This is a genomic window from Tessaracoccus flavescens, from assembly GCF_001998865.1.
Classification (GTDB): domain Bacteria; phylum Actinomycetota; class Actinomycetes; order Propionibacteriales; family Propionibacteriaceae; genus Arachnia; species Arachnia flavescens.
On record NZ_CP019607.1, the window covers coordinates 1,219,728 to 1,242,414 of the forward strand.

A 22,687-nucleotide genomic window follows, 5' to 3' on the forward strand; every position below is an offset into this window, starting at 1 on the left:
CGCCTGTATGCGGACTGGCCGCAGCGTCACCGGGCGCGCGAGACTTCGTCAGCCCTCGCTGCTTCGTCTCTCCACCAGCCCACGGGCCATAACCTCTGCGGCTCTGGGATGGTCGGAGAGACGGACGGCCAGAGTCCGGATAGCTAAGTCGCTGGGGAGCATGTCGGAGAACTTCAAGTCCTTTATGGCCCGTTCACTGACTTCAGGCACGACGCTTGCTAGGTCGGTGCCGAAACGCAGTTTGACCAACAGCAGCGCCTCGCGGAGCGCGGCGGCCGTCGTATCGCTACGAAGAACGAGATGGTCGTTGGTGACGGTCGACATCGAATCGCAGAAATGGGGCGCCACCTCGTTGAGTGCAGCCCAGATCACGGCGTTTGCCCGAGTACCTGCCCAGGTCCACCATCGTGTCTCCCCATGCGAGTGGAGGAGCGCCGTCCGGTCTGGGTCGAGCCGGTCGGCGAGCTCTTCCCGCAGTTCGTCCAGCTTCTGCCGTGCACGCCTCGTGAGCTCCACTCCACGCGGCTCCGCGCCCAACAAGGTACGACGCATTGCGTCCACCAATTCGAAGCTCAACGGCGAAGAGGACCCCATCCAGCGGGCGAGCCCTACACCGTCAGATGGCTCGACGTAAGCCCGCTTTCGATCCCAATCCACGGAGTTCACCGCCCACGAGCGTCCTGCCAACGCGATGCGCCGGGGACCTTGCACCTTGGTCAGCAGCACCATCGGGTCCACGGTGCCGATCTCGGTGCGCCCGTGCAGAACCGCCACCTGGGGGTCTGATGTGAACACCGACATCAGCTCCATGAAGTGCCGGCGGCCGTAGCGTCCCTCCGCCTCCGGCCCGACCATGAGCATGTCCTGGTCGGCGTCGAGCCAACCGCGTTCCAGGAGAGTCTCGATCACGAGCACCTCGTCCTCGGGGTCCACGAGGGCGAGGTCTCCGATCCAGTCCCTCCACGTGTGCCGGCCGACCCGCCGCTCCTGGAGCGTGATCGCCAGTACCTGCTGGGCGGCAATGTGGGCGGGGGTGGGCGGGGCGGTAATCGACTCGACGAATCCCTCGGACCACAGCAGGAGCAAGCCTGCAGCCCGGAGCAGTTCCTGGTCGTTGCTTGCGAGCAGCGTGGCGTTGCGGCTGCTTCCGGGACGCCGTCCCGTGCGTCCGAGGCGTTGGAGGAATGACGCCACGGTGGTGGGCGCTCCCACCTGCAGGACCCGGTCCAGGTCGCCGACGTCGATGCCGAGCTCTAGATGTACTGACCACGGAGATTGAGTACGCGCGGCGGGTCTGCTGGACATAGGGGAAGACCTCTGAGTGAAGTGTGGGACTTACGACAGAACCCATTTCACGAAACAGAGGTCTTCCATGCCCCACCGTAACGCCATACTCACCGAAACCGGACGTCTGCACCTGGCCCAGCTCGTCGTTGACCAGGGCTGGACCCTGCGGCGAGCCGCGGAACGTTTCGGTGTCGCGGTCAACACCGCCCGCCGCTGGGCGCAGCGTTACCGCGAACAGGGCCTGGCCGGGATGGTCGACAAGTCCTCTCGCCCGAAGCATTGCCCGCATCAACTCTCGCAGCGCACCGAGCGTCGCATCGTCGGGTTGCGTGTAACCAAGCGCTGGGGCCCGGCCCGGATCGCCTACCACCTTCACCTGAACCCCTCGACGGTCCACAAGGTCATCAGGCGCTACGGCTGCCCACCCCTGCGATGGACCGATCCTGCTACCGGAGCCAGGATCAAAACCTCACGCGCCGAGAAACGCCGCTACGAGCACGCCGCCCCCGGCGACCTGGTCCACGTCGACATCAAGAAACTCGGCCGGATCCCCGACGGCGGCGGCCACAAAGTGCTGGGCCGTGCCGCGGGTACCCGGAACAAGACCAGAACCGCCACGAACCGCCGGCCCGGGTATGCCTACATCCACAACGCCGTCGACGACCACTCCCGCTTGGCCTACAGCGAAATCCTGACCGACGAGAAGAAGGAAACCGCCGCCGCGTTCTGGCAACGCGCCAACGCCTTCTTCAACGCCGCCGGGATCACCGTGACACGAGTCTTGACTGACAACGGCGCCTGCTACCGCTCCAACGCCTTCAAAAAGGCTCTCGGCGACGACATCACACACAAACGCACCCGCCCCTACCGACCCCAAACCAACGGCAAAGTCGAACGGTTCAACCGCATCATGCTCGAGGAATGGGCCTATGCCCAGCCCTACACCTCCGAAACCCAGCGAGTCGCCGCCTTCGACCAATGGCTGCACCATTACAATCACCACCGAGGCCACACCGCGCTCAAGGGACATCCCCCAGCCGCGCGCGTACCCAACCTATCCGGGGTGAACATCTAGAGTGGAGGTGGCGACGATGACGCAGTCGCGGGCCTCAGCGAAGGCGGTCTCCGACCGTCGACGCTCTGAGGCGGAGAGACTGGAGTGCGAGACGTAGGTGTCGACGTCGAGCTCACCAAGCCGCACGCCCAACTGTTCGACGGTGCGCCGGGAGTCGGCGAACACCAATCGCTTTTCCCCGCGGTGCAGCAGTGAGACCACCTTGGCCGCGTTGTCGACGGACCCGACATAGTCGAGTGCCACATCGGACTCAACCGCGGACTCCGGCGGTGGCGAGATGACTGCCCCTGACAGCCCGGACCGTCGGTTGGATCCCTGGAGCCAGGTGAGCAGGTCCTCAGCGTTTCCCACCGTCGCGGAGAGCCCGACCCTCTGCAGTGGCCGGCCTGTCAGATGGGTGAGCCGTTCCAGGACGGCAAGCAGGTGCCAGCCGCGATCGTCGCCGGCGAAGGCGTGAATCTCGTCGACGATCACGGCCCGTACGCCCCCCAGGAGCACGCGGGGGTCAAGGGTGCTGGAGACGAGCATCGCCTCGATCGACTCGGGGGTGGTCATGAGAATGTCCGGCCGCTCCACGGCGATGCGACGCCGCACGCTCTGTGCAGTGTCCCCGTGCCGCACGGCGGCGCTCCTGCCGAGCCATTTGGCGTAGGAATCGACGCGGTGCTCCAGGTTGTTGAGCAGCGCGCGGAGCGGGCAGATGTAGAGCACGGAGGTGCCCGACCAGGTTTCCGTTGCCATCCGGGTCAGCATCGGGAACACCGCCGCCTCGGTCTTGCCGCCGGCCGTGGGCGCGAGGAGGAGGGCATCCTTGCCAGCGATCAGGGGCTCAACAGCGGCGTCCTGCAGCGGGCGGAGGTCCGGCCAGCCCAGGGAGTTGACGATGTGGTGCTGCACGACTGGATGCAGGGCGTCGAATCCACTCATCAGTGGGTGTCGAGCTCGATCTCGTCCAGCGAGGCGGCGCCGCGGGCGGCGTTGCGCTCCACAGCGGTGAGCTCGCCGGCGTCGACGGTGAGCGCGTAGTGGGTGCGCGGGTCGAAGTCAGGGAACTGGTCGACCCGGTCCAGCACGTCGCCCACCAGCTTCTTGAGGAACACTCGCGGTGCAACGCCCACCCTGCCCCCGAGGGATCCGGCGACGGCGTCGGCCAAGTCGCCGATGTACTGCTCGTCGATCACCTGCCGGAGGCGTTCGGGCTCGTCGGCGCCGTCCGCGTAGAGGTCGCGGACCTTGCCGCCCAGCTCGACGAGGCTCTCGCGGGTGAAGCCGGGCAGCCGCACCTGCACCGCGCGGGGGTTGTCGAAGCGCGAGTCGGTGGTGAAGTCGGTGTGGACGCGCTGGGCCAGCGGTGGCAGGCGGCTGAGCCCCGAAGGGCCCTCGAAGAAGGCCGGGGTACCTGTGATCAGGAGGTACAGGCCGGGGTACCGGCCGGAGTCCACCTCATCGATGAGCTGTCGCAGGGCGTTGAGGGCCTTGTCTCGGACGTCGCCTCGGACCCGCTGCAGCGTCTCGACTTCGTCGAGGACGACGAGCAGTCCGGGGTGTCCGGCGTCCTTGAGGACGGTGAGAAGGCCCTGGAGGAAGGCCATGGCGCCGAAGTGGTCGAGGTCGCCTCGGAGGCCGGCGCTGCGTTTCGCGGAGGCTGCGACGTGCGGCTGGCCGCCGACCCATGCGGCGAGTCCGTCGGCGGTGGCGACATCACCGCTCAGCGAGGCCGCGCGGTAGCCGCGCAGGGCCTGAGCGAACGCGGGGGTCTTGCTGGAGACGGCCGCGAGCCGCGCCTCCATGAGCCGCTCGACGGCCGTGGACAGGGCGCTGTCTGAGGCGTGGAGCAGCGCGGGATCGGCCTCCGTGGCGTCGGATTCGAGGGTGAACAGCCAGCCGTCGAGCACCGACCTGAACGCGCTGGGCGGGACCGTCGCGGTGCGCAGCGACTCGGTGATCCGTCGGTAGACGGTCTCGAGCCGATGCAGAGGTGTTTCGGTCTCGCTGATCTGAACCTCTGCCGTCGCCCAGCCCAGGCGGAGCGCTCGCTCGGCGAGGTGTCGCGTGAAGAAGGTCTTGCCGGAGCCGTATTCGCCGCGCACCGCCTTGAAGACGGCGGATCCGCCGGACGCAGCGGCAAGCTCAGAGTCGATCGCCGTACTGAACTGGTCCAACCCAACGGCGAGCAGGTCCAACCCGATCGCGGGCACAGTCCCGCGACGCAGGGCGTCGATCACTTCGCGACGGCGGCGTGGGGAAGGCGTATCAGGCATCAACCTGATCCGCCAGCGTGCGCAGGGCGCCCATGTGCCTGGAGCCCGGCATCAAGGCTCCATACCTGTACGTCTTGGTAAGGCGTTTGGCGCAGGAACTGATCGCGCTCCACCAGGATCGCGATGTCACCGGCTCCGAGACTCTTCGACGTGAAGTGATCGACCATAGAAGTGCCAGTCGAGTCGCCGGCAGTCAGGGCAAGGACGAACTCGGGATCCCATTTGACATCCCTGATGATCCAGGGCGGAGCATCCTCTGTCGCTGCGATCAGCGCGTTCTCAAAGCGTTGGGCTGCGGCTCGCCTGTCACCCGTACACTGCTGAATGAAGTTGCCTGTCTCAACAATAGTAGTTATCGGCAGTACGAACTTGACATCGGCTTTGGCCAAGCGCTCAAACTCTTTACGGCAAGCATCGGCATCGCCACATCGACCCGGAACGCGGAGCAGGTTCAGGAAGACCGATGTGTCGATCAGGATGACGCGATTATCAGGCACGTCTCAATCCCCCAGGATTGCCGAGAGCGATACCGATGGGCGGACATTGTAGCGATTGGAAGGCCTCAGTCGGTCTTTCGCCGCATTCTCACCCAAGGAAGTTCGCGCGATGACCTCGAAATAATCTGGGAAGTCGACGAGTCTAGTCACGCGGCTCCACCCGTCTTCGTCTCGTGTGCAAACAAGGACATTCTTGTGGTCTTGGCCATCCAGCGCGTTCAGAATTGCTGGGCTGTGTGTTGTGGCAACCGTGCTGACTTTGCGCTCTGCGGCGGACTGCTTAAGAAGCCTCAGGAGGAGCGCAGCTTGAGATGGATGGAGTCCATTCTCCAACTCCTCAATCGCGAGAGTCCGATCGGTTGGCGCTTGGGCTGGCTCTGCATCATCATGGTCGTCAAGTAGTGCTGCGACAATGGCCAAGAAACGCAGAGTTCCGTCGCTCATGAGCCGAGCGGGCACACGACGAACCTCACCGCCGATACGCTCACTAATCGTGAGCATCACATCGCCCAGTTCACTCGTGACGGTGTCTAGCTCCGTAACCTGCGCTTCGGAGAGGGATCGCGTCATACTCAGAAGGATTTCCCGCACCCCAGGTAGGTCGGCTAGGCGACGCACTGTGGCTGAAAGATTGTCTGCGGTGCGTCGAAGAACGCTGTCTCTCTCTGGCACGTATTCGCGCATTTGATGAGGCACGGGATCCAGGAGGAAAATCCCGGCAATCGCTTGAAGCATCTCAGCTGCGATCTCGTGAACTTTCCGTCCCGCCTGTGAGGTCGCTGGAACCCGCGTGATCACTTGTGAAGTCAGCAGTTGATCCGCCCGCATGGTCACACCTGGATTCACACCGCGTTTGCCATTGTCCCAGCGTGCAGTGATGTCGGCCGAATACGTCGAAGGCTGTTCCGACTTCAAAAAATCCTGTGGCTCGCCCTTCCTGGGGCCGCTCTGGCGTAAAGCCCAGAGCCGTTCGGACCGAATCTGGAGGTTCGGCGACGTTTGTACTTCGATATCGAGGTGCACTATCAGGCCATCGATGTCTGCCGCGCAGCCGACCGAAAAGGAATCCTCGCCGATCGGGGCGCAGCCCTCGGAGCCCCCGCGGACAACTGGGCCATTTCGCCCACCGTCCAGAGAATCGCGGAGGTTGAGTCCGCCACCCAGTGAGGACAGCACGGCGAGGGCATCGAAGACATTCGACTTTCCAGATCCATTACGACCCACGAGGAGAGTGAGGGGGCCGATGGGCACAGTCGCGTCTCGGACGCTCTTGAAGGCTGGGAGCCTGAGTTCGACTAGACGACTGGTCATGGCGCAATTCTAGGGGGCTGTCTGTCAGGATCGTGGAGATCGGCCTACTCCAGCTCCACTTAGCGCCAGACAAGCTCCGGAATGGCCCTGTAAGAGATTCATCGCGATTCGCGGACTCCGTACTGCTCGGCCAGCAGGGCGACGTCGAGGGTGACGGCCTGAGTGGTCGGGTCGGTGGCCACCACCGGGTAGCCCTCCACGTTCAGCAGCTTCGACACCTGGCTCATCACCATCGCGACCCTGTTCGCAGGCACGCCCAGCAGGGTCGCGGCGCGGGTGGCGCTGAGGCGGCGGTCGGGCGTCGATGTGAGGGCGTCGACGAGGGCGGCGACGGCGTCGTCCGTCACGGCAACGCGGCCGACGAGCTTCTTCTGAGCTCCGTACGTCGTAGATTCGACGAGCGCCCGGCCCACACCACCACTGACGGTGGACTCGGGGACGGAGGAGAACAGGTCTGGCTGCGGGACGTCCGGCACCTCGACGGGTGCCGAGGGGGCCGCGACGGGGAGCGTGGGTGCACCGGTCAGGTCCCACCACGATGGTTCGGCAACTGGCGCAGCGGCCAGCTTGTGGGAGAGGGTCGATGGCGCCAGCAGCGCGACAGGAACCACCACTTCGGCTGGAGCCGCACCGCCGTGGTATCCAGCCATGGTTGGCCGGTAGCGGAGTCGTTCACTGACCGCCAGGACAGCTTGGTGATCTTCGGTTAGGACGCGAGTACCTGATACGAGCACTTCGTCGTCCCCAATAGGAGGTGACACCGAGCGGTAGCGACTGCTCACCGCAACCCCTCGCTGCGTTCCGCGCCGGCGCTCGACGACGTGACCGTGGTCGCTGGTCAGCACCACCAGCCGGCCAGCGGCCCGCGCGGCGCGCAGGAGCGGGCCGAGGTGCTTGACAGTCTCGGCGGTCCAGTCGGTGCCGCCGGGGTCGTTGCGGTCGAGGGCGTCGTCGATGGTGTTGAGGACGCATCCGACAAGGCGATGCCGGTCAGTGTCCGCGATCGCGAGGCGGACGTCGTCGGCGATGGCGAAGCCCTGCCGGCCGGTGTCGAGGCCCTTCTTGTGGAACAGCGGGGCCTCGCCCAGGCCCTTTGCCGAGGTGAAGGCGGCGAAGTTGCGGCGCTCGGCGTCCTGCTGGCCGCTCGTCAACCGACCAGCCAGCAGCGAGGAGCGGCTCATCTCCGTGACGCTGGGCAACACGGCCAGGGCGGGCATGCGCCGGTCGACCCCGGGTACGATGCACTCAACCATGCCGAACTCCACCTCGGTGGTGGCGTGCTGGATGATCTCGGTGGCCACGCCGGCGCTCATCCCGTCGAGCACCAGCAGCAGCGTCGGGTACTCGTGGGCCAGGGGCGCGACGATGTCTGGCAGCACCTGCTCCAGGCCGCGCACCCCGGCGAGTGAATCACCGCAGCCCTCGCGGGCCAGGGCGGTGGCGAACTCCAGGTCATGGCCGTCGCGACGCTTTTCGACGGCGCGCAGCACCGCCTCGAGCGCCGAGGCGAGTCCGGGATCGTCCACCCCCGCCTCGGCGTCGTTGACGGCCGAGTCCACCCAGGCGTCCACCAGCAGGTGACGATCGGCCAGAGCGGCGAGCGCCGAAGGCGACTCGTCGTCGGAGGTGGCGGTCAGCCAACGGACCAGCCGCACCCCGGCGCGGGCCGGGGCGACGCGGGTGTCGCCGTCGACCAGCTCGTGCTCGGCGACTCGCGCCCACGTCGATTCCAGGGCGGAGGTGTCGCCGTCGGCGCCGTGGCGGAGGGCCTCGGCCAGGCCGCGGAGGCGGTGGGTGAGGCCGGAGCGCAGCAGGGTTGAGGCCTCGGTGAGGTGCTGGGCCTGCGCCGAGTTGAGGAGGTCGTCGGCCTGGGCCAGGAGCGCGGTGCCGGTTCGGGCGGTTGAACTCGCGCCCAGCAATCCTGACAGCACGACGCGCGAGAGCCGGCCGGCCGCGGCGAGCGACTCGCGGGGCACCGAGCCCCAGCGGTGCTGGAGCCGGGCCAGGGCGAGCTCGGCCTCGTGCCGGTCGCGTGCGTTCAGCAGGCAGTCGACGGCGACGCCGAGCGGGACGAGGTCGTTGACGGTGCCGGTGCGCAGCAGCGCGGCGACGAAGGGGGCCGCCTCGCCGGAGGAGGCGGCCACCCAGTCGAGGATGGCGTCGACGGTGGTCTCCCCGGCCCGGGTGCGGAGCCGGGCGATGGCGGCGGGCAGCGAGGCGTCGGTGGACCAGTGGAGGACGGCGATGAGGTCCACCGGCCCGGCGGGCAGTCCCAGCTCGGCGCGGGCCGCCGACGACAGCGCGTGGTCGCGGGTCAGGACACCGGCGGGGGCGGGCGGCCAGCCGTCCGTCGGCGCGAGCTCCAGCAGACCCGACGCCACGTCGCGGGCGTTGCCGAGGCTGAGGAGGCGGGCGTCGACGCTGTGCGCGGCGAACGCCTGCTGAACGGCCTGCCAGGGGTCGGGGTGGCGGAGCCGCTGCCAGATGAGGTGGGACAGGAGGCCGGCGCCGAGGTCGTCGTCGCTGCGGTCGGTGACCACGACGAGCCAGCCGTCGGGGTCGGCGCTTCGAATGGCCTCGCGCAGGGCCAACGCCGAGCCGGCCGGGACGATCCGCACGCTCTGCCCGCCGAACTGGAACGTGGTCTCGCCCGTGGCCTCGGGCCGGGCTCGCACCCCGATCACCCCGTGCGCGTAGTTCTTGTGGCGGGCCTGCTCGATGAACGCACGCGCGATGGCCGGGGTGACCGCCGCGCTGGCAGCGACGTCAACCGTCATTCGACCCGCCACTCCACGACGACGTTCTCATCCGGGTGCTGGTCGACGAACTCGCGGAGCTGGTCGGACACGCTGGACAGGCCGCCCCTCCCGCGGAGGCTGGCCCGCCCAGACGTGCCGGGCTTGGGGGCAACGGGTGGCGGCGACACCGGAGGCTTGGGGCCGGGGTTGCCACGAGCGAGCCACTCGAACAACTCCCGGTCCGCGTTCGTGATGGCGGGCGCCAGCTGGGTGGTGAACTCGTCGGCGAGGAGCGCCTCGCGCAGCCGGGTCAGGATCCCGGCGGCCTCGTCGGCCCGTTCGCCCTCACCGGAGGAGGCGGTGATGAGGGGCGCGAAGCGGTGCCAGTCATACCCGGTCACCATGGCCGCGACAGCGCCCGCGCTCGCTAACGACCGGCCGGTGGCCGTCGGCTGGGGGATGTCCGCAGCCGCGAGCCGCTTGATCAGCGGCAGCCCGTTCAGCCCTCGCAGCACCTCGCACAGGTCGGCGGCGGCACGCGCCGTGGCCAGCCGCTGGTTCGGCCGCGACTCGTCGACCCCGACCGACCTCCCCGCCGATTCGAGGGCCGTGACCAGCCGGGCGCTGGGCTCCGACCACTCGATGGCCTTCGCCCGCACGGCCTGCGCCAGGTTCGCCACCGCGCTGGGCGTGGCGTGCGTCGAGCTGGTCAAGCCGAGGATCGACCCCGCCAACCGGATGGCCGTGGCCCACTCGTCCTCAGTGGGCATGGGCTGCTCGCGCAGCTCCATGTCGTCGCGCAGCGCCCCGGGCTTGGGGGCGTCGATCGTGACGCCGTGGTGATACCAGGCACGACGGCGCAGCGCGGCCCACGCGAGGATCACCAGGTCGGCCACCTCCCGGGTCAGTCCGACCTTGGGCTCCATCCCGGCGATCCAGCCGCGCACCTCGCCCACGGTGACCGGCCCACGGGCGTCGGCGTCGCGGGAGCCGAGCCGTCGCTCGAACTCCGGGCCCCAGGCGGCGAAGTACTCATCCCCCATGAGGAAGTGCGTCTCGGCCGCCTTCCCGACGCCGAGCGGATTGGCGATCCGGCGTGCGGCGGCGGCGTCGGGACCCAGCGGCACCCGGTTCTCGCGGTCCGCCAGCGCCTGCTCGACGTACGAGTACGCCACCTGCAGCTCGCGCGGGCGCACCTCTTCGTCGCCCGGCTCGAACCGTGGGTGCGCCGGATACGTGGCGGAGAACGCCTCCCGCACCAGGTACTCGTAGGCCTGCTTGAGCGTGCCGCCGGCCGAGGGCCGGGGCGTGAAACTGGGCGTCAGCGAGGCGAGTACCTCGGGGTTGGAGGCGTCGCCCACCACGTCGCCGCTGCTCAGCGGGGATTCGACGTCGTAGGCCACCTGGATGGCCTGCCGGATCCGGTGCAGGAGGGCCTCGCGCTGCGACTGCAGGATGGTCTTCGCCTGCACCCGGCCGGTCTCGGAGAGGTGGTCGGCGAAGGACGCGTAGCGGTCGCCGGCGCCCTCGAGGAGATAGTTGAGGATCACCAGGCGGCTGACGTCGCGCATCCGCTCGGAGCTGAAGAACCGCGGCAGCCACACGATGGTGCGCTCGTCCCAGTTCCGGGCGCGCATCTGGTCGATCCGGGCCAGGTCCTCGGAACGCGCCGGTGCAGGTGCTCGGCGACTCCGCCTACGCCTCCGGTGACATGCTGGCCACGCTCGATGCCCGCAAGTGGGAACCGGTCCTCAAACCCTGGCCGCTGCGGCCGGCTGTCGAGGGCGGGTTCACCCTGGACGACTTCATCCACGACCCGGTCGCCGGGACGTTGACCTGCCCGGCCGGGCTCACCCGCGGCGTCAGTGCCAAGGGCAAGGTGACCTTCGGCGCCGCGTGCGCCGGCTGTCCGCTGCGGCAGCGGTGCACCACCGCCGAACGTGGCCGCAAGGTCACCCTGGGTGAGCACCACCAGCTCCAACGACAGCACCGCGAACGAGCCACCGACCCGGACTTCCAGGCCGTCTACCGACGGCACCGGCCGATGGTCGAACGCTCCATCGCCTGGCTCACGCGCGGAGCACGCCGCGTGCCCTACCGGGGCGTGGCCAAGAACGACGCCTGGCTGCACCACCGCGCCGCCGGTCTCAACCTGCGACGCCTCCTCAACCTCGGGCTCACCGTCCAGGACGGGACCTGGGCCATCGCCTGAGGGTGGGACCGGGGGCCGCTGGGCCCTTGCCACGCCGCCCCGATCGAGCGCAGGATGGCCTCAGGCGGGCGGAACGACCCCGACTGTCGCACCCCAGGGTGCTGACCTCACTGCCGCAAAGACGGCCATGGCGGCGCTCCGCCCGCCCCCCTCACGCCATACCCGCCTCAGATCACACCTTGTTCAGCGCCCTCCTAGGTGTTCCGCGCCATCGGGCTGCGGCATCTGAGCATCGTGCGGGCGATGGACGCCGAGTACGCATCCTTCCGCCCGCACTACCCGCACTGGTATCTGACCGATCTGGCGGTCGACCCGGGAAGCCAGGGGCTCGGCATCGGGTCGGCGCTGCTGCGCGACCGTCTCGCGAAGGTCGACGCCAACGGCCTTCCCGCCTACTTGGAGGCGACGACCCCCGCGAGCAGGCGCCTGTACGAGCGCTACGGCTTCGCCTTCATCGACACGATCAACCCGGAGGGCCCGGCCGCCTTCGCGATGGTCCGACCGGCGCAGCGCGACGCCGACTCGTAGTCAGCGCGCCTCGACCTTCGCCTCGAGATCCTCCATCCGTCCGCCCAGAAGGAGAAGGGCGTCGAGGTCGAGGTCAAGTTCGAGCCCCAGGGCGTCGACGACGAGGACTACAAGACCAAGATCGCCCTCGACCTCAGCTCCGGCAAGGGCGCCGATGTGCTCGGCATCGACGGCATCTGGACGGGTGAGTTCGCCCAGGCCGGCTACATCAAGCCGCTGAACCAGGTCTCCAAGGACTCCGACTCCTGGGACGGCTGGGAGCAGATGACCGAGGCCGTCCAGCAGGCCCTCTCCTTCGAGGGTGAGCGCTACGGCGTCCCGCAGGGCTCCGACGGTCGCGTCATCTACTACAACAAGACGCTCTTCAAGGACGCCGGCCTTCCCGAGGACTGGCAGCCGACGTCTTGGGACGAGATCCTCGAGGCGGGGCGCGCGCTGAAGAAGCTCGACGGCGTCACCCCCATCCAGCTCAACGCGGGCACCGCGATGGGCGAGGCGACCAGCATGCAGGGATACCTCCCGATGCTGATGGGCACCGGCCAGAAGCTCTGGGCCGACGGCAAGTGGTACGGCGACACGCAGGGCATGCGCGACGTCCTCGATCTCTACAAGAAGATCTACGTCGATGAGGGCCTCGGCGACCCGATCCTCCAGCAGGAGGCCTCCGGCCGCGACACCTCGTTCGCCGAGTTCGCCGCGGGCAAGATCGGCATCCTCTTCGAGGGCGACTACTTCTGGCGCTCCGTGATCAACCCAGCCGAGGGCGTCGGGACGGCGCCGATGGCCGACCGCGACGAGGTCGTCGGCTACGCGAAGATCCCGGCCATGAAGCCCGGCTCGGGCATCAACGGGCAGGACTTCGTCTCCATGTCCGGCGGCACCGGCCGCGTGCTCAACCCCAACTCGGCCAACCCCGATCTCTCCTGGGAACTGCTGGCGTTCATGAACTCGCCCGAGGCCTTCGAGGCCCGCTCGGCCGGCACCTTGTCCATCTCGCCCCGCAAGGACGTCAACGACAAGCTGCTCGCCTCCGACAAGATGCTGACCTTCGTCAACAACGAGGTTCTGCCCATCACCGCCTACCGCCCCGGCCTCGCCGAGTACCCGGAGGTTTCCGCGAAGCTGCAGCAGGCAACGCTGGACGTCGTGTCCGGCACCTCGACCGAGGACGCCGCAAAGACGTTCGCCGACGCTCTCCCGTCCATCGTGGGCGGCGAAGAGAACATCGCTCAGGGCTGATTTGTCATGAGCACCACCGCATCGGCGCCGGGAACGAGGCGTTCCCGGCGCCGGGCGGAGGATGTGGCCGGCCTCGGGACGAAGCGAGCCATCGTCTTCGTGACCCCGGCGCTGCTCCTCATCGCCCTCTTCCTCCTGTTCCCGGCCCTGTGGACGGTCTATCTCGGGATGACCAACTACAGGCTGACCGGCCTCGCAGCGGCCAACACGGAGTTCGTCGGCCTCCAGAACTATTCCCAGGCGCTCGGTGACAAGAGCTTCTGGAATTCGCTCTGGCTGACCGTCATCTTCGTCGGCTTCTCGGGCGTGCTCGGTCAGACGCTGCTCGGCTTCACGCTCGCCTGGTCGACCCGGCGCATCGCGGGCTGGGCGCGCACCGTCCTCGAGTCGGTGGTGCTCGCCGCCTGGGTCATCCCCGGCTCCGTTCACGCGTTCCTCTGGATCGCCCTTCTCGACCGCCGCGGCGGAACGCTCAACGCCCTGCTCGGCACCGAAGGCAAGGCGTGGCTGATCGAGAACCCGATGACGATCATCATCATCTTCAACATCTGGGTCGGCACCGCCTTCTCGATGCAGCTCTTCTCTTCGGCACTGTCGGCTGTTCCGCCGTCGCAGATGGAGAGTGCACGCATGGCGGGGGCTTCCGGTTGGGAGCAGTTGCGCGACGTCGTCCTGCCGAACATCCGCGGCCACGTGCTCACCAACACGCTCATGATCACGCTGTGGACGTTTAACACGTTCACGCCCTACCTGCTCACCGCTGGCGGCCCCAACGGTAAGACGGAGATCCTCTCGGTCTACATCTACAAGACCGCCATCCCGGGCGGCCAGCTCGGCTTCGGTGCTGCGATCTCGATGATCATGCTGCTGATCAACCTGGCCATCGCCCTGATGTACATGCGCATCGGAAGGAGCAAGAAGTGAAACCGCAGAGCTTTGGCCGTCAACTGCGCAAGGTGCTCGGCCGCACCCTCTTCATCCTCCTGCTCGTGGTGATCGCCGTCTTCTTCGCGCTCCCGATGGCCTGGCTCGTCGTCGCGCCTTTCGACGCGAACCCGACGATGGCCGTCAAGTGGCCGGAGTGGACGCTGAGCAACTTCCAGCGCCTCGCCGAGAACCCCTATGCGCTCGGCTCTATCGTCAACTCGCTGATCATCGCGCTCGGGACGATGCTGATCACCGTCCTGTTGGCCACCGTCGCCAGCTATGCGCTGTCACGGGTGCGCATCCCTGGGCGCGACGGGCTGCTCTACGGCATGTTGCTGCTCAGCTCGATCGTCACCGGAACGGCCGCCATGGTGCCGACGTTCCAGTTGATGAACGCCATCAACCTGATCAACACCCACACGGGCGTGATGCTTGTGCTGGCCGGAGGGCTTCTCCCGACGGTCGTGTTCATCCTGAAGGACTTCATGGACTCGGTTCCGAAGTCCTATGAAGAATCGGCTCGCCTCTACGGGGCCAAGCCGTACCAGATCCTCAGCCACGTCGTCGTCCCCGTCGCGCGGCCAGGCATCGCGTTCGTCGCGATCTGGACCGTGGTGCAGGTGTGGGGCAACTTCCTCGTGCCGTTCCTGCTGCTGCGCGACCCGACCAGCCAGCCGGCCGCGGTCATGATGTACACCTTCTACACCGAATCCGGGCAGGCCGACCTCCGCCTCATCTCGGCGTTCTCGCTGATCTTCGCGTTGCCCGTCATCCTCATCTACTTCTTCGTCAACCGAAAGTTCGGTTTCCGCTTCTACGGAGGAATCAAGTCATGACCTCGACCATCACGACCACTGCGCTGGTCAAGCAGTATCCGAACGGGGTGCGCGGCGTCGACGGCGTCGACATCGAGATCGGTGAGGGCGAGTTCTTCGCACTGCTCGGCCCGTCCGGCTGCGGCAAGACAACGCTGCTTCGCTCCATCGCCGGACTCGAGACCATCACCGAGGGCACCTTGCAGATCGGCGGCGAGGACATGACCCACCGCGAGCCGGGTGAACGCGGCGTCGCCATGGTCTTCCAGGACTACGCGCTCTTCCCGCACATGGATGTCTCCGACAACATCTCCTACCCGCTTCGCATTCGCAAGGTCGCCAAGGACGAGCGGCGCAAGGCGGCGGCCGACACGGCGGCCAAGCTGTCGCTCGAACACCTCCTTGAGCGACGCCCCGGGCAACTCTCCGGTGGCCAGCAGCAGCGTGTGGCGCTCGCCCGCGCGATCGCCACCCGGCCCCAGGTGCTGCTGCTCGACGAGCCGCTGTCGAACCTCGACGCGCGGCTCCGTCTCGAGGCCCGATCCTTCTTGAAGGAACTGCAGCGCGAGCTCGGCGTGACCTCGGTCTTCGTCACCCACGACCAGTCCGAGGCGCTCGCGCTCGCCGACCGCATGGCGGTGATGAAGGAGGGCAAGATCCAGCAGATCGGCACCCCGCGCGAGGTGTTCCACTCCCCCGCGAACACCTTCGTGGCGTCCTTCATCGGATCGCACCCGATGAACCTGCTCGACGGCGTCGTCGAAGGCGGCCGCGTCCGGCTGCTCGGCACGACGATCACCGTCCAGCCGGATACGACGGCGAGGCTGAGCGAGGGCCAGAAGGTCGTCATCGGCGCGCGCCCCGAGTACATCACGTGGAGCCCCACCCCGGTTCCCGACGGCATCGAGGCGGAGGTGGCGACCATCGAGAACCTCGGTGCGGCGGCGCTCCTCACCGCCCGCGTCGGCGACGAGCGGCTCCAGGCCGTCGTCGAGGAGGAGCCGCTTCCCGAGCCTGGCCAGAGCGTCTGGTTCACCATCCCCGTGCCGAAGACGATGGTCTTCGACGAAGAGTCCGGACTCCGCATCGGCGGAGAGGAGCGATGAGCGTGTCACTGCCCAAGGCGATGTGGATCGTCCCGCACACCCACTGGGATCGCGAATGGTACGAGCCGCACGACGTGTTTCGCGCCCGACTCGTCGCGATGCTCGACGGTCTGCTCACCATGCTGGAACGAGAACCCGCGTACAAGTTCACCCTTGACGGCCAGAGCGCCGCGATCGACGACTACCTCGAACTCAGACCCGAGGAGACCGAACGGGTGAAGGCCGCGGTGGCTCGCGGGCAGTTGGCGCTCGGTCCCTTCCAGATCCTGCTCGACGAGTTCTGCTGCGACGGCGAGACCATCGTCCGCAACCTCGAGCACGGCATCCGGTCGGCGCGTCGGCTGGGCGGCGAGATGCGGGTCGGCTACCTGCCCGACATGTTCGGCCACGCAGCCCAAACTCCGCAGATCCTCCGCGGCTTCGGCATCGCGGACGCATCGCTGTGGCGGGGCGCGCCCGCCTCGGTGGACAAGCACGCCTTCCTGTGGGAGGCGCTCGACGGAAGCTCGGTGCGGGTCGAATACCTGTGGGACGGGTACGGCAGCGCGCTGAAACTGTTCGAGCCGCTGGAGAAGCTGCCCGAACTGATCGACGGATACCTGAACGAGAACGCCTCATGGTTCGACGGGGAGGCTGTGGCCGGGTGGTACGGAACCGACCACATGGCGCCGCGCTCAGACCTGGTCCAGATCCTGCGCGGCTACGAGGGCGACGTCGAGTTGACGATCGGCACCGTCGAGGAGGTGGTCGCCTCGCGTGACCACTCCCCCGAGGCCCTTGGCGCGTTGCCGAGGGTCAGGGGCGAGCTGCGCTCACACGCTCGCGGCAACCTTCTGCCGGGCGTCTTCTCCATCCGAACCAACCTCAAGGCAGCGATGTCGGCAGCCGAACGCGCGCTCACCACGGCCGAGCGTCTCGACGCTTGGCTGGGAGGTCCGTCCCGGACGGCGTTCTTCGAGCGCGGCTGGGGCCTTGTCATCGAGTCGACGGCGCACGATTCGGTCACCGGGTGTGGCGTCGACTCGACCGCAGACGAGGTCGAATCGCGGCTGAAGGTGGCGGCGCAGACCGCCGACGGCGCCGTCGACATCTCGCTCGGCGCCCTGGGAGCAGTCGCGCCGGTCGGCGCGGTCGCGGCGTTCAATCAGAGCGGCTACCGCCGCCCTGTGCAGGCCGAGTTGGTTGTCGAGGGCGCTCCGTCGTCGTCCGCCCTCCAGGTGGTCGAGGCGATGCCGACGGTGATCGGCGACGAACGCCTCGCCTCACGCGACCTGCCGAAGATCATTCGCCGCATCCACGGCCAGGAACTGTTCGGCAAGCACATCCGATCCTGGAACTGGGACGACGATGAACTCGAGTTCGTCGTGGCCGACCACACCGCCGGCGACTTCGACCTCGCCGACTTCGCCGCCGTCCTGCACGACAAGATGGCCTCCTCGGAGCCCGATCACGAGTTCCACGTGATCACACGCGTGCCGGAGTCGAGCCGCGTGGTCGTCTCGGGATGGGCCGACGGCATCTCCGCAGTCGCGCTTGGCGCCGAGACCGCCGTGGCGCCCGAGGCACCGGTCGCCGTCGACGGCACCACACTCGACAACTCGCTGGTGCGCACCGAGGTCGCCGCGGACGGGACGGTCACCGTCACGGACCTGCGGAACGGGACGAGCATCGCCGACGCGCTGCGTCTGGTCGACGACGGCGACCGGGGCGACTCGTACAACTTCGGACCGCTGGAGGGCTCGATCACCGATGCCAAGAGCGTCGAGGTCACCGTCACGGAGCGCGGCCCGCTGCGTGGCCGCATCCTGATCCGGCGCACCTTCGAACTGCCGGTAGGGGTCGACCCGGACGACCGCTCGAAGCGCCTCACCGAGGTCGCCGAGCAGGTGGTCGACACCGACCTCGAGATCCGTGCGGACGAGCCCTTCGTTCGGGTCACCGTCAGCCTCACCAACCAGGTGCGCGACCACCGTCTGCGCGTTCTCATCCCCACCCTGGCCTCCGGGCTCGACGGGTCGGCATCGGCCGGGCAGTACGGAACGACCAAGCGCGGACGTGACGCCGAGGGCGGCTGGGGCGAGTTCCCGGTTCCCACCTTCCCGGCCACCCGGTGGGTATCGGCCGGCGGGGTGAGCGCGCTCCTCGACAAACTCGTCGAGTACGAGGTGGTCGACGGGGAGGAGGGTCGGCCAGACGACCTGGCACTCACCGTCTTGCGAAGCGTGGGTCTGATGAGCGTCAACGTTCACCCGCTTCGCGATGAGCCCGCGGGGTCGCAACTGCCAGCACCGGGCGCGCAGTATCTCGGACGGAAGGTCGAACTGTCCTTCGCGATCGACCTCGACCCCGAGGCCACGGTCGCCAACGCGGACACATTCCGGTTCACGCCAGTGGTGGCCAAGGGGCTTGGCGGCCAGCGCGCCGAGCCTGAGGTTGGCCTACGGACCGAGGGCGTCGTCGCGCTTGAGTCGCTGCGGCGCGTGCCTGGCGGCCTGGAGGCCCGCTTCGTGAACTACTCCGACCAGAGCGCTCCGCTTCGGGTCGCGACTGAGGGCGCCTGGGTGGTCACCGACCTGACCGGCGCGGTGTCGTCCGACCCCGTCGACCCGTTCTCGCTCGAGGTGGGGCCGGGCCAGATCGTCACGCTGCGGAGGAAGTCCTGATGCGACACGTCGAGACTCGGCACGTCACGTTGGCCGACCAGGCGGCCGACCGCTACCAGCGGTTCGCCTTCGAGCTCCCTGAGGGTGTCGGCTCATTCGAAGTGAACCTCGAGGTCGAGGGCGGCCCGGATGCCGTGGTCGACCTCGGCTGCGAGGGACCCGACGCCTGGCGGGGCTGGTCGGGCGGGGCGCGGCGGACGTTCATCGTCGCCGAGGACGACGCCACCCCTGGGTATCTGCCGGGTGGCGTCGTCGCAGGGGTCTGGAACGTGATCGTCGGCCTGCACACCCTTCCCGGGGACGGGGCCGACGTGTGCGTCACCGTGGAAATGCCGGCTCTGAATCGTCCAGATCACGGGCCTCGAGAGGATCCCGTGGACCGCGTCTCGCGCGGCAGTGATCGCGACCTGCCCGCGCCCGACGGGATGCGCTGGTTCGCGGGCGACACGCACGCGCACTCGCTGCACTCCGACGGCGCGCTCTCGCTATGGGAACTGGCCAACGAGGGGGTGCGCTCGGGCCTCGACTTCCTGTGCGTCACCGACCACAACACGACGAGCCACCACGCCCACCTTCCATCGGTCGGGGCGCGGCACGGCATCACTCTCGTGCCCGGCCAGGAAGTCACGACCCACGCCGGACACGCCAACGCGTTCGGCGAGATCGGCTTCGTCGACTTCCGCAACCCTGGGCAGCAGTGGGCCGACGATGTCGCCGAGCGCGGCGGTCTGATGTCGATCAACCATCCCGTCTCGGGCGACTGCTCGTGGCTGCACGCCGTGGAACGCGAGCCAGGCGGCGTCGAGCTCTATCACAGCTCCTGGTACGAGGAGCCCATCGCCACCTCGGCCCTCGCCTGGTTCCAGCGGTGGAGTCACGACGTCGTCCTGATCGGCGGCGGAGACTTCCATAACCGCTCGAAGCCGCTCCGGCCAGGGCTGCCGACGACGTGGGTCGCTGCCGAGGAATGCTCGCCCGAGTCGATCCTCGACGGCATCCGCGCCGGCCGCACCACCGTCACGGCGATGGGTACGTACCTGAACGACGGGGAGGCGCGGCCCGTCCACGACAAGGCGCCCATCCTGATCCGTCAGGACGAAGACCTCCTGGCCTTCGCGGCGGTAGGGCTCGTGCTGATCTCCGGGTCGGGACGGCGCCTTGTCGTGGACGGTGAGGGCCAGCGCATCCGAGCCCCGCGCGAGGACGGGCCGTTCCGTCTTGAGGACTCGCACCGCACCGTCGTGGCCCTTTCGGCCTGACACCCAAGATCAGCCGCCGGGCGGATGGGGGCACAACCTCCGCCCGGCGGCTTCCTGATTCTCAACAGGAGGGCAGTGTCGCATTCCTGCTAGAAATCCGGTCCCGCCTGGGACATGCTTGAGGTATGTACACCGACACCGCCGCCTGTCTACGGGCGATCCAGGCGAAGGACGCCCGCTTCGACGGCCGCTTTTTCACCGCGGTGCTCTCGACCGGCATCTACTGTCGGCCGTCGTGCCCGGCCCGCACCCCGCAGGCGAGGAATGTGCGCTTCTATCCCACCGCGGCCGCGGCGCAACTCGCCGGGTTCCGCGCCTGCAAGCGGTGCGTCCCGGGCGCGACCTCCGGCTCCCCCGAATGGGACGTCCGAAGCGACGTCCTCGCGCGCGCCGTCCGACTGATCGACGACGGGGTGGTCGACCGCGAAGGCGTCGCCGGGCTCGCCTCGCGGCTTGGCTACTCGACGCGACAGGTGCAGCGGTTGCTGACCGACGGCACCGGCGCCGGCCCCCTCGCACTGGCGCGGGCGCGACGCGCCCAGACGGCCCGCACCCTCCTGGAGGCCACCGAACTCTCCCACGCCGAGATCGCCTTCGCGGCGGGCTTCAGCAGCGTGCGCTCCTTCAACGCGACGATGCAGGAGGTCTACGCGACGACACCGCGCGAGCTGCGCAACCGGTCGACGAGACGTCGCACGGCGGCCGACGGCGGCCTGACGTTCATCGACCTGGAGCTGCCCGTGCGGCAGCCGTTCTGCCCGTGCAACGTCTTCGGCCACCTGATCGCCACCTCGATCGACGGCGTCGAGTCGTTCCACGACGGCGCCTACCACCGCACGCTGCGGCTGCCCGTCGGCCACGCCGTCGTGTCGCTGCGGCCGGGTCATGGCGGGGTGTCGGCGCGGATCGGGCTGAGCGACCTCGGCCAGTTGCCGACCGTCGTGTCGCGGGTCCGGCGGCTTCTCGACCTGGACGCCGACCCGGTCGCGATCGACGGCTTCCTCGCGGAGGACCCGGTGTTCGCGCCGCTGGTGGCGGCGCATCCCGGACGGCGAATCCCGCGCGGGGTCGACGGCGACGAGATGGCCTTCCGCATTCTGCTCGGCCAGCAGGTCTCGACGGCCGCGGCACGCACGCACGGGGCGAGGCTCGTCTCCGCCGTCGGCGACCAGGTCGACAGCCCGGTCGCCGGGCTGACCCATCTCTTCCCGACCGCCGAGCAGATCCTCACGGCGGGCGACGAGACGTTCGCCTTGCCTCAGTCGCGCCGCGACACGATCCGCCGCACCGCGCTCGCACTCGCGGAGGGCGACCTCGACCTCGGCGTCGGCGTCGACAGGGACGAGGCTCGCGCGAAGCTCGGTGCGTTGAAGGGGATCGGCCCGTGGACCGTCGAGATGATCGCCATGCGCGGCCTCGGCGACCCCGACGCCTTCCCCGCCACCGATCTCGGCCTGATCCGCGCCGCCGCCGAACTCGGCGTCGACAAGCTCGAGGCCCATTCCCAGGCGTGGCGCCCGTGGCGCTCCTACGCCACCCAGCACCTGTGGGCCATGACCCCGCACGCCGTCAACACCATCCCCGGGCATCCGGGCTGCTCTGAGGAGGCAGCATGAGTTACCGCACCATCGACTCCCCGATCGGCGAGCTGACCATCGTCGAACGCGACGGCGCCCTCGCCGGTCTGTACATGACCGAACACAAGCCAGCGCCCGACCCGGCGAGCTTCGGCGAACGCGACGACACCGTCCTCCCGGAGGTCGAACAGCAGCTCGGCGAGTACTTCGCAGGACGCCGCACGACGTTCGATCTGCCCCTCGGCCCCCACGGAACCCCCTTCCAGGAGAAGGTCTGGGCGGCGCTGCGCTCCATCCCCTACGGCGAGACCTGGACCTACGGACAGCTCGCCACCTCGATCGGGCAGCCAGGCGCCTCGCGCGCCGTCGGACTCGCCAACGGGCGCAACCCGATCAGCATCGTCGTGCCGTGCCACCGGGTGGTCGGCTGGACGGGGAAGCTGACCGGTTACGCGGGCGGCACGGAGCGCAAGTCCTACCTGCTCGCGCTGGAGCGGGGCGAGACCCCGATCGTCGCCTGACCGACGCCCGCCAGGCCGAGGCGCCGACCGGTCGGATGAATGCTCAGTGGCGGGGAGCGGTCAGCCCCAACCAACGCGCGATCGTGATCCCGAAGCCCCGCGCTGCGGGCTTCGACAGGTCGTTCAGCACCGCAAGGGCCTCGTCGACGCGCGGGGTCGGGATGAGCAGGTGGTCATGGTGGAAGCCGGCGAGCAGGTTGCAGGAGATCCCGGCCCGCGCCAGCGCCGTCGACACGGCCGCGGTCAGACCGACGGCCTCGAGTGACGAGTGCACCTCGAGGGTGATCCAGCCGAAGGTCGCCTCGTAGGTCAGACCGTGGTCTTCGGCTGTCTCGCGTCGCAGCACCAGGGTGACGCCCTCACGCTCGACGATCCTGGCCTCGGCCGGCACCTCGGAGCCCGTGGTGACGTAGACGAACTCGCCCTCGCGGCGTCGCGGGCTGAGGTCGCGCAGCAGCACGTCGAGGTCCGTGATTCCAGCCATGGGGCACACGATATAGGTGGTCAGACGCGAACGACGCCCCGGGATCCGGGGCGTCGTCACGACTGGCGGAGGTGGCGGGATTTGAACCCGCGATGGGGTTGAAGCCCCAAACCCGCTTAGCAGGCGGGCGCCATAGACCGTACTAGGCGACACCTCCAGTGCCGGTCCAGACTAGCCGAGCGGGTAG

Annotated in this window: 19 protein-coding genes, 1 tRNA gene and 1 pseudogene; 11 read left to right on the top strand and 10 right to left on the bottom strand. The window is 68.4% G+C overall.

Annotation, left to right across the window (positions count from 1 at the left end; all coding sequences use genetic code 11):
- Positions 1-48: 48 nt before the first annotated feature.
- Both BW733_RS05930 and BW733_RS20040 read right to left on the bottom strand, forming a co-directional pair.
- Positions 49-1,086: a hypothetical protein gene (locus tag BW733_RS05930; RefSeq protein WP_237268321.1), complete on the bottom strand. Its 1,038-nt coding sequence runs from the start codon at positions 1,084-1,086 to the stop codon at positions 49-51.
- A 117-nt stretch (positions 1,087-1,203) separates the two neighbouring features.
- Positions 1,204-1,305: pseudogene (locus tag BW733_RS20040) on the bottom strand (hypothetical protein); the annotation flags it as partial.
- Positions 1,306-1,372: 67 nt separating this feature from the next.
- Here BW733_RS20040 and BW733_RS05935 point away from each other — a divergent pair.
- Positions 1,373-2,362 carry an IS481 family transposase gene (locus BW733_RS05935; RefSeq protein ID WP_077346832.1) on the top strand — a complete coding sequence of 330 codons (990 nt, stop codon included), beginning with the start codon at positions 1,373-1,375 and terminating at the stop codon, positions 2,360-2,362.
- On the opposite strand, the gene BW733_RS05940 is transcribed toward BW733_RS05935, so the two are convergent.
- The 6 genes from BW733_RS05940 to BW733_RS05965 all read right to left on the bottom strand — a co-directional run bounded on the left by BW733_RS05940 (position 2,342) and on the right by BW733_RS05965 (position 10,806).
- Complete coding sequence (locus BW733_RS05940; protein ID WP_077348799.1) at positions 2,342-3,289, bottom strand: DEAD/DEAH box helicase; 948 nt, start codon at positions 3,287-3,289, stop codon at positions 2,342-2,344. The genes BW733_RS05935 and BW733_RS05940 overlap by 21 nt on opposite strands.
- Entirely contained in the window at positions 3,289-4,623 is a 1,335-nt protein-coding gene (gene brxD, locus BW733_RS05945) for a BREX system ATP-binding protein BrxD (RefSeq protein WP_077348803.1), read from the bottom strand. Before brxD ends, BW733_RS05940 begins: the two co-directional genes overlap by 1 nt.
- Positions 4,623-5,120, bottom strand: coding sequence for a hypothetical protein (locus BW733_RS18425; protein WP_077348806.1), 498 nt, complete (start codon positions 5,118-5,120; stop codon positions 4,623-4,625). The genes brxD and BW733_RS18425 overlap by 1 nt, the downstream gene beginning before the upstream one ends.
- 3 nt (positions 5,121-5,123) lie before the next feature.
- A complete protein-coding gene (locus BW733_RS05955) occupies positions 5,124-6,344 on the bottom strand; it encodes an AAA family ATPase (RefSeq protein ID WP_161490148.1) in 1,221 nt (406 codons plus the stop codon).
- Positions 6,345-6,529: 185 nt separating this feature from the next.
- Positions 6,530-9,208, bottom strand: coding sequence for a BREX-2 system phosphatase PglZ (pglZ, locus tag BW733_RS05960; protein WP_077348812.1), 2,679 nt, complete (start codon positions 9,206-9,208; stop codon positions 6,530-6,532).
- Positions 9,205-10,806: a BREX-2 system ATPase PglY family protein gene (locus BW733_RS05965; protein ID WP_077348815.1), complete on the bottom strand. Its 1,602-nt coding sequence runs from the start codon at positions 10,804-10,806 to the stop codon at positions 9,205-9,207. The genes pglZ and BW733_RS05965 overlap by 4 nt, the downstream gene beginning before the upstream one ends.
- 35 nt (positions 10,807-10,841) lie before the next feature.
- Between BW733_RS05965 and BW733_RS05970 the strand changes: the two genes are divergently transcribed.
- From BW733_RS05970 to BW733_RS06015, 10 genes are all read left to right on the top strand, one after another.
- Entirely contained in the window at positions 10,842-11,381 is a 540-nt protein-coding gene (locus BW733_RS05970) for a transposase (protein ID WP_077348818.1), read from the top strand.
- Positions 11,382-11,579: 198 nt separating this feature from the next.
- Positions 11,580-11,909 (top strand): GNAT family N-acetyltransferase, encoded by a 330-nt coding sequence (locus tag BW733_RS05975; protein ID WP_077348820.1) that lies wholly within the window; start codon positions 11,580-11,582, stop codon positions 11,907-11,909.
- Positions 11,910-11,936: 27 nt separating this feature from the next.
- Positions 11,937-13,148, top strand: a complete 1,212-nt coding sequence (locus BW733_RS05980; protein WP_077348823.1) for an extracellular solute-binding protein — start codon at positions 11,937-11,939, stop codon at positions 13,146-13,148.
- 6 nt (positions 13,149-13,154) lie between these two features.
- Positions 13,155-14,072, top strand: a complete 918-nt coding sequence (locus BW733_RS05985) for a carbohydrate ABC transporter permease (protein WP_077348825.1) — start codon at positions 13,155-13,157, stop codon at positions 14,070-14,072.
- On the top strand, positions 14,069-14,911 hold the full coding sequence (locus BW733_RS05990) for a carbohydrate ABC transporter permease (RefSeq protein ID WP_237268322.1): 843 nt from the start codon (positions 14,069-14,071) through the stop codon (positions 14,909-14,911). The genes BW733_RS05985 and BW733_RS05990 overlap by 4 nt, the downstream gene beginning before the upstream one ends.
- A complete protein-coding gene (locus tag BW733_RS05995; RefSeq protein WP_077348826.1) occupies positions 14,908-15,996 on the top strand; it encodes an ABC transporter ATP-binding protein in 1,089 nt (362 codons plus the stop codon). Before BW733_RS05990 ends, BW733_RS05995 begins: the two co-directional genes overlap by 4 nt.
- A gap of 2 nt (positions 15,997-15,998) precedes the next feature.
- Positions 15,999-18,659 carry a glycoside hydrolase family 38 N-terminal domain-containing protein gene (locus tag BW733_RS06000; protein WP_161490149.1) on the top strand — a complete coding sequence of 887 codons (2,661 nt, stop codon included), beginning with the start codon at positions 15,999-16,001 and terminating at the stop codon, positions 18,657-18,659.
- Entirely contained in the window at positions 18,659-19,918 is a 1,260-nt protein-coding gene (locus BW733_RS06005) for a CehA/McbA family metallohydrolase (protein WP_077348830.1), read from the top strand. Before BW733_RS06000 ends, BW733_RS06005 begins: the two co-directional genes overlap by 1 nt.
- A gap of 125 nt (positions 19,919-20,043) precedes the next feature.
- On the top strand, positions 20,044-21,534 hold the full coding sequence (locus BW733_RS06010) for a DNA-3-methyladenine glycosylase 2 family protein (protein ID WP_077348832.1): 1,491 nt from the start codon (positions 20,044-20,046) through the stop codon (positions 21,532-21,534).
- Positions 21,531-22,016 (top strand): methylated-DNA--[protein]-cysteine S-methyltransferase, encoded by a 486-nt coding sequence (locus tag BW733_RS06015; protein WP_077348834.1) that lies wholly within the window; start codon positions 21,531-21,533, stop codon positions 22,014-22,016. The genes BW733_RS06010 and BW733_RS06015 overlap by 4 nt, the downstream gene beginning before the upstream one ends.
- Positions 22,017-22,059: 43 nt before the next feature.
- Here BW733_RS06015 and BW733_RS06020 read toward each other — a convergent pair whose 3' ends face one another.
- Positions 22,060-22,500, bottom strand: coding sequence for an ACT domain-containing protein (locus BW733_RS06020; protein ID WP_077348836.1), 441 nt, complete (start codon positions 22,498-22,500; stop codon positions 22,060-22,062).
- A 63-nt stretch (positions 22,501-22,563) separates the two neighbouring features.
- Positions 22,564-22,657, bottom strand: a tRNA-Ser gene (locus BW733_RS06025).
- Positions 22,658-22,687: the final 30 nt, after the last annotated feature.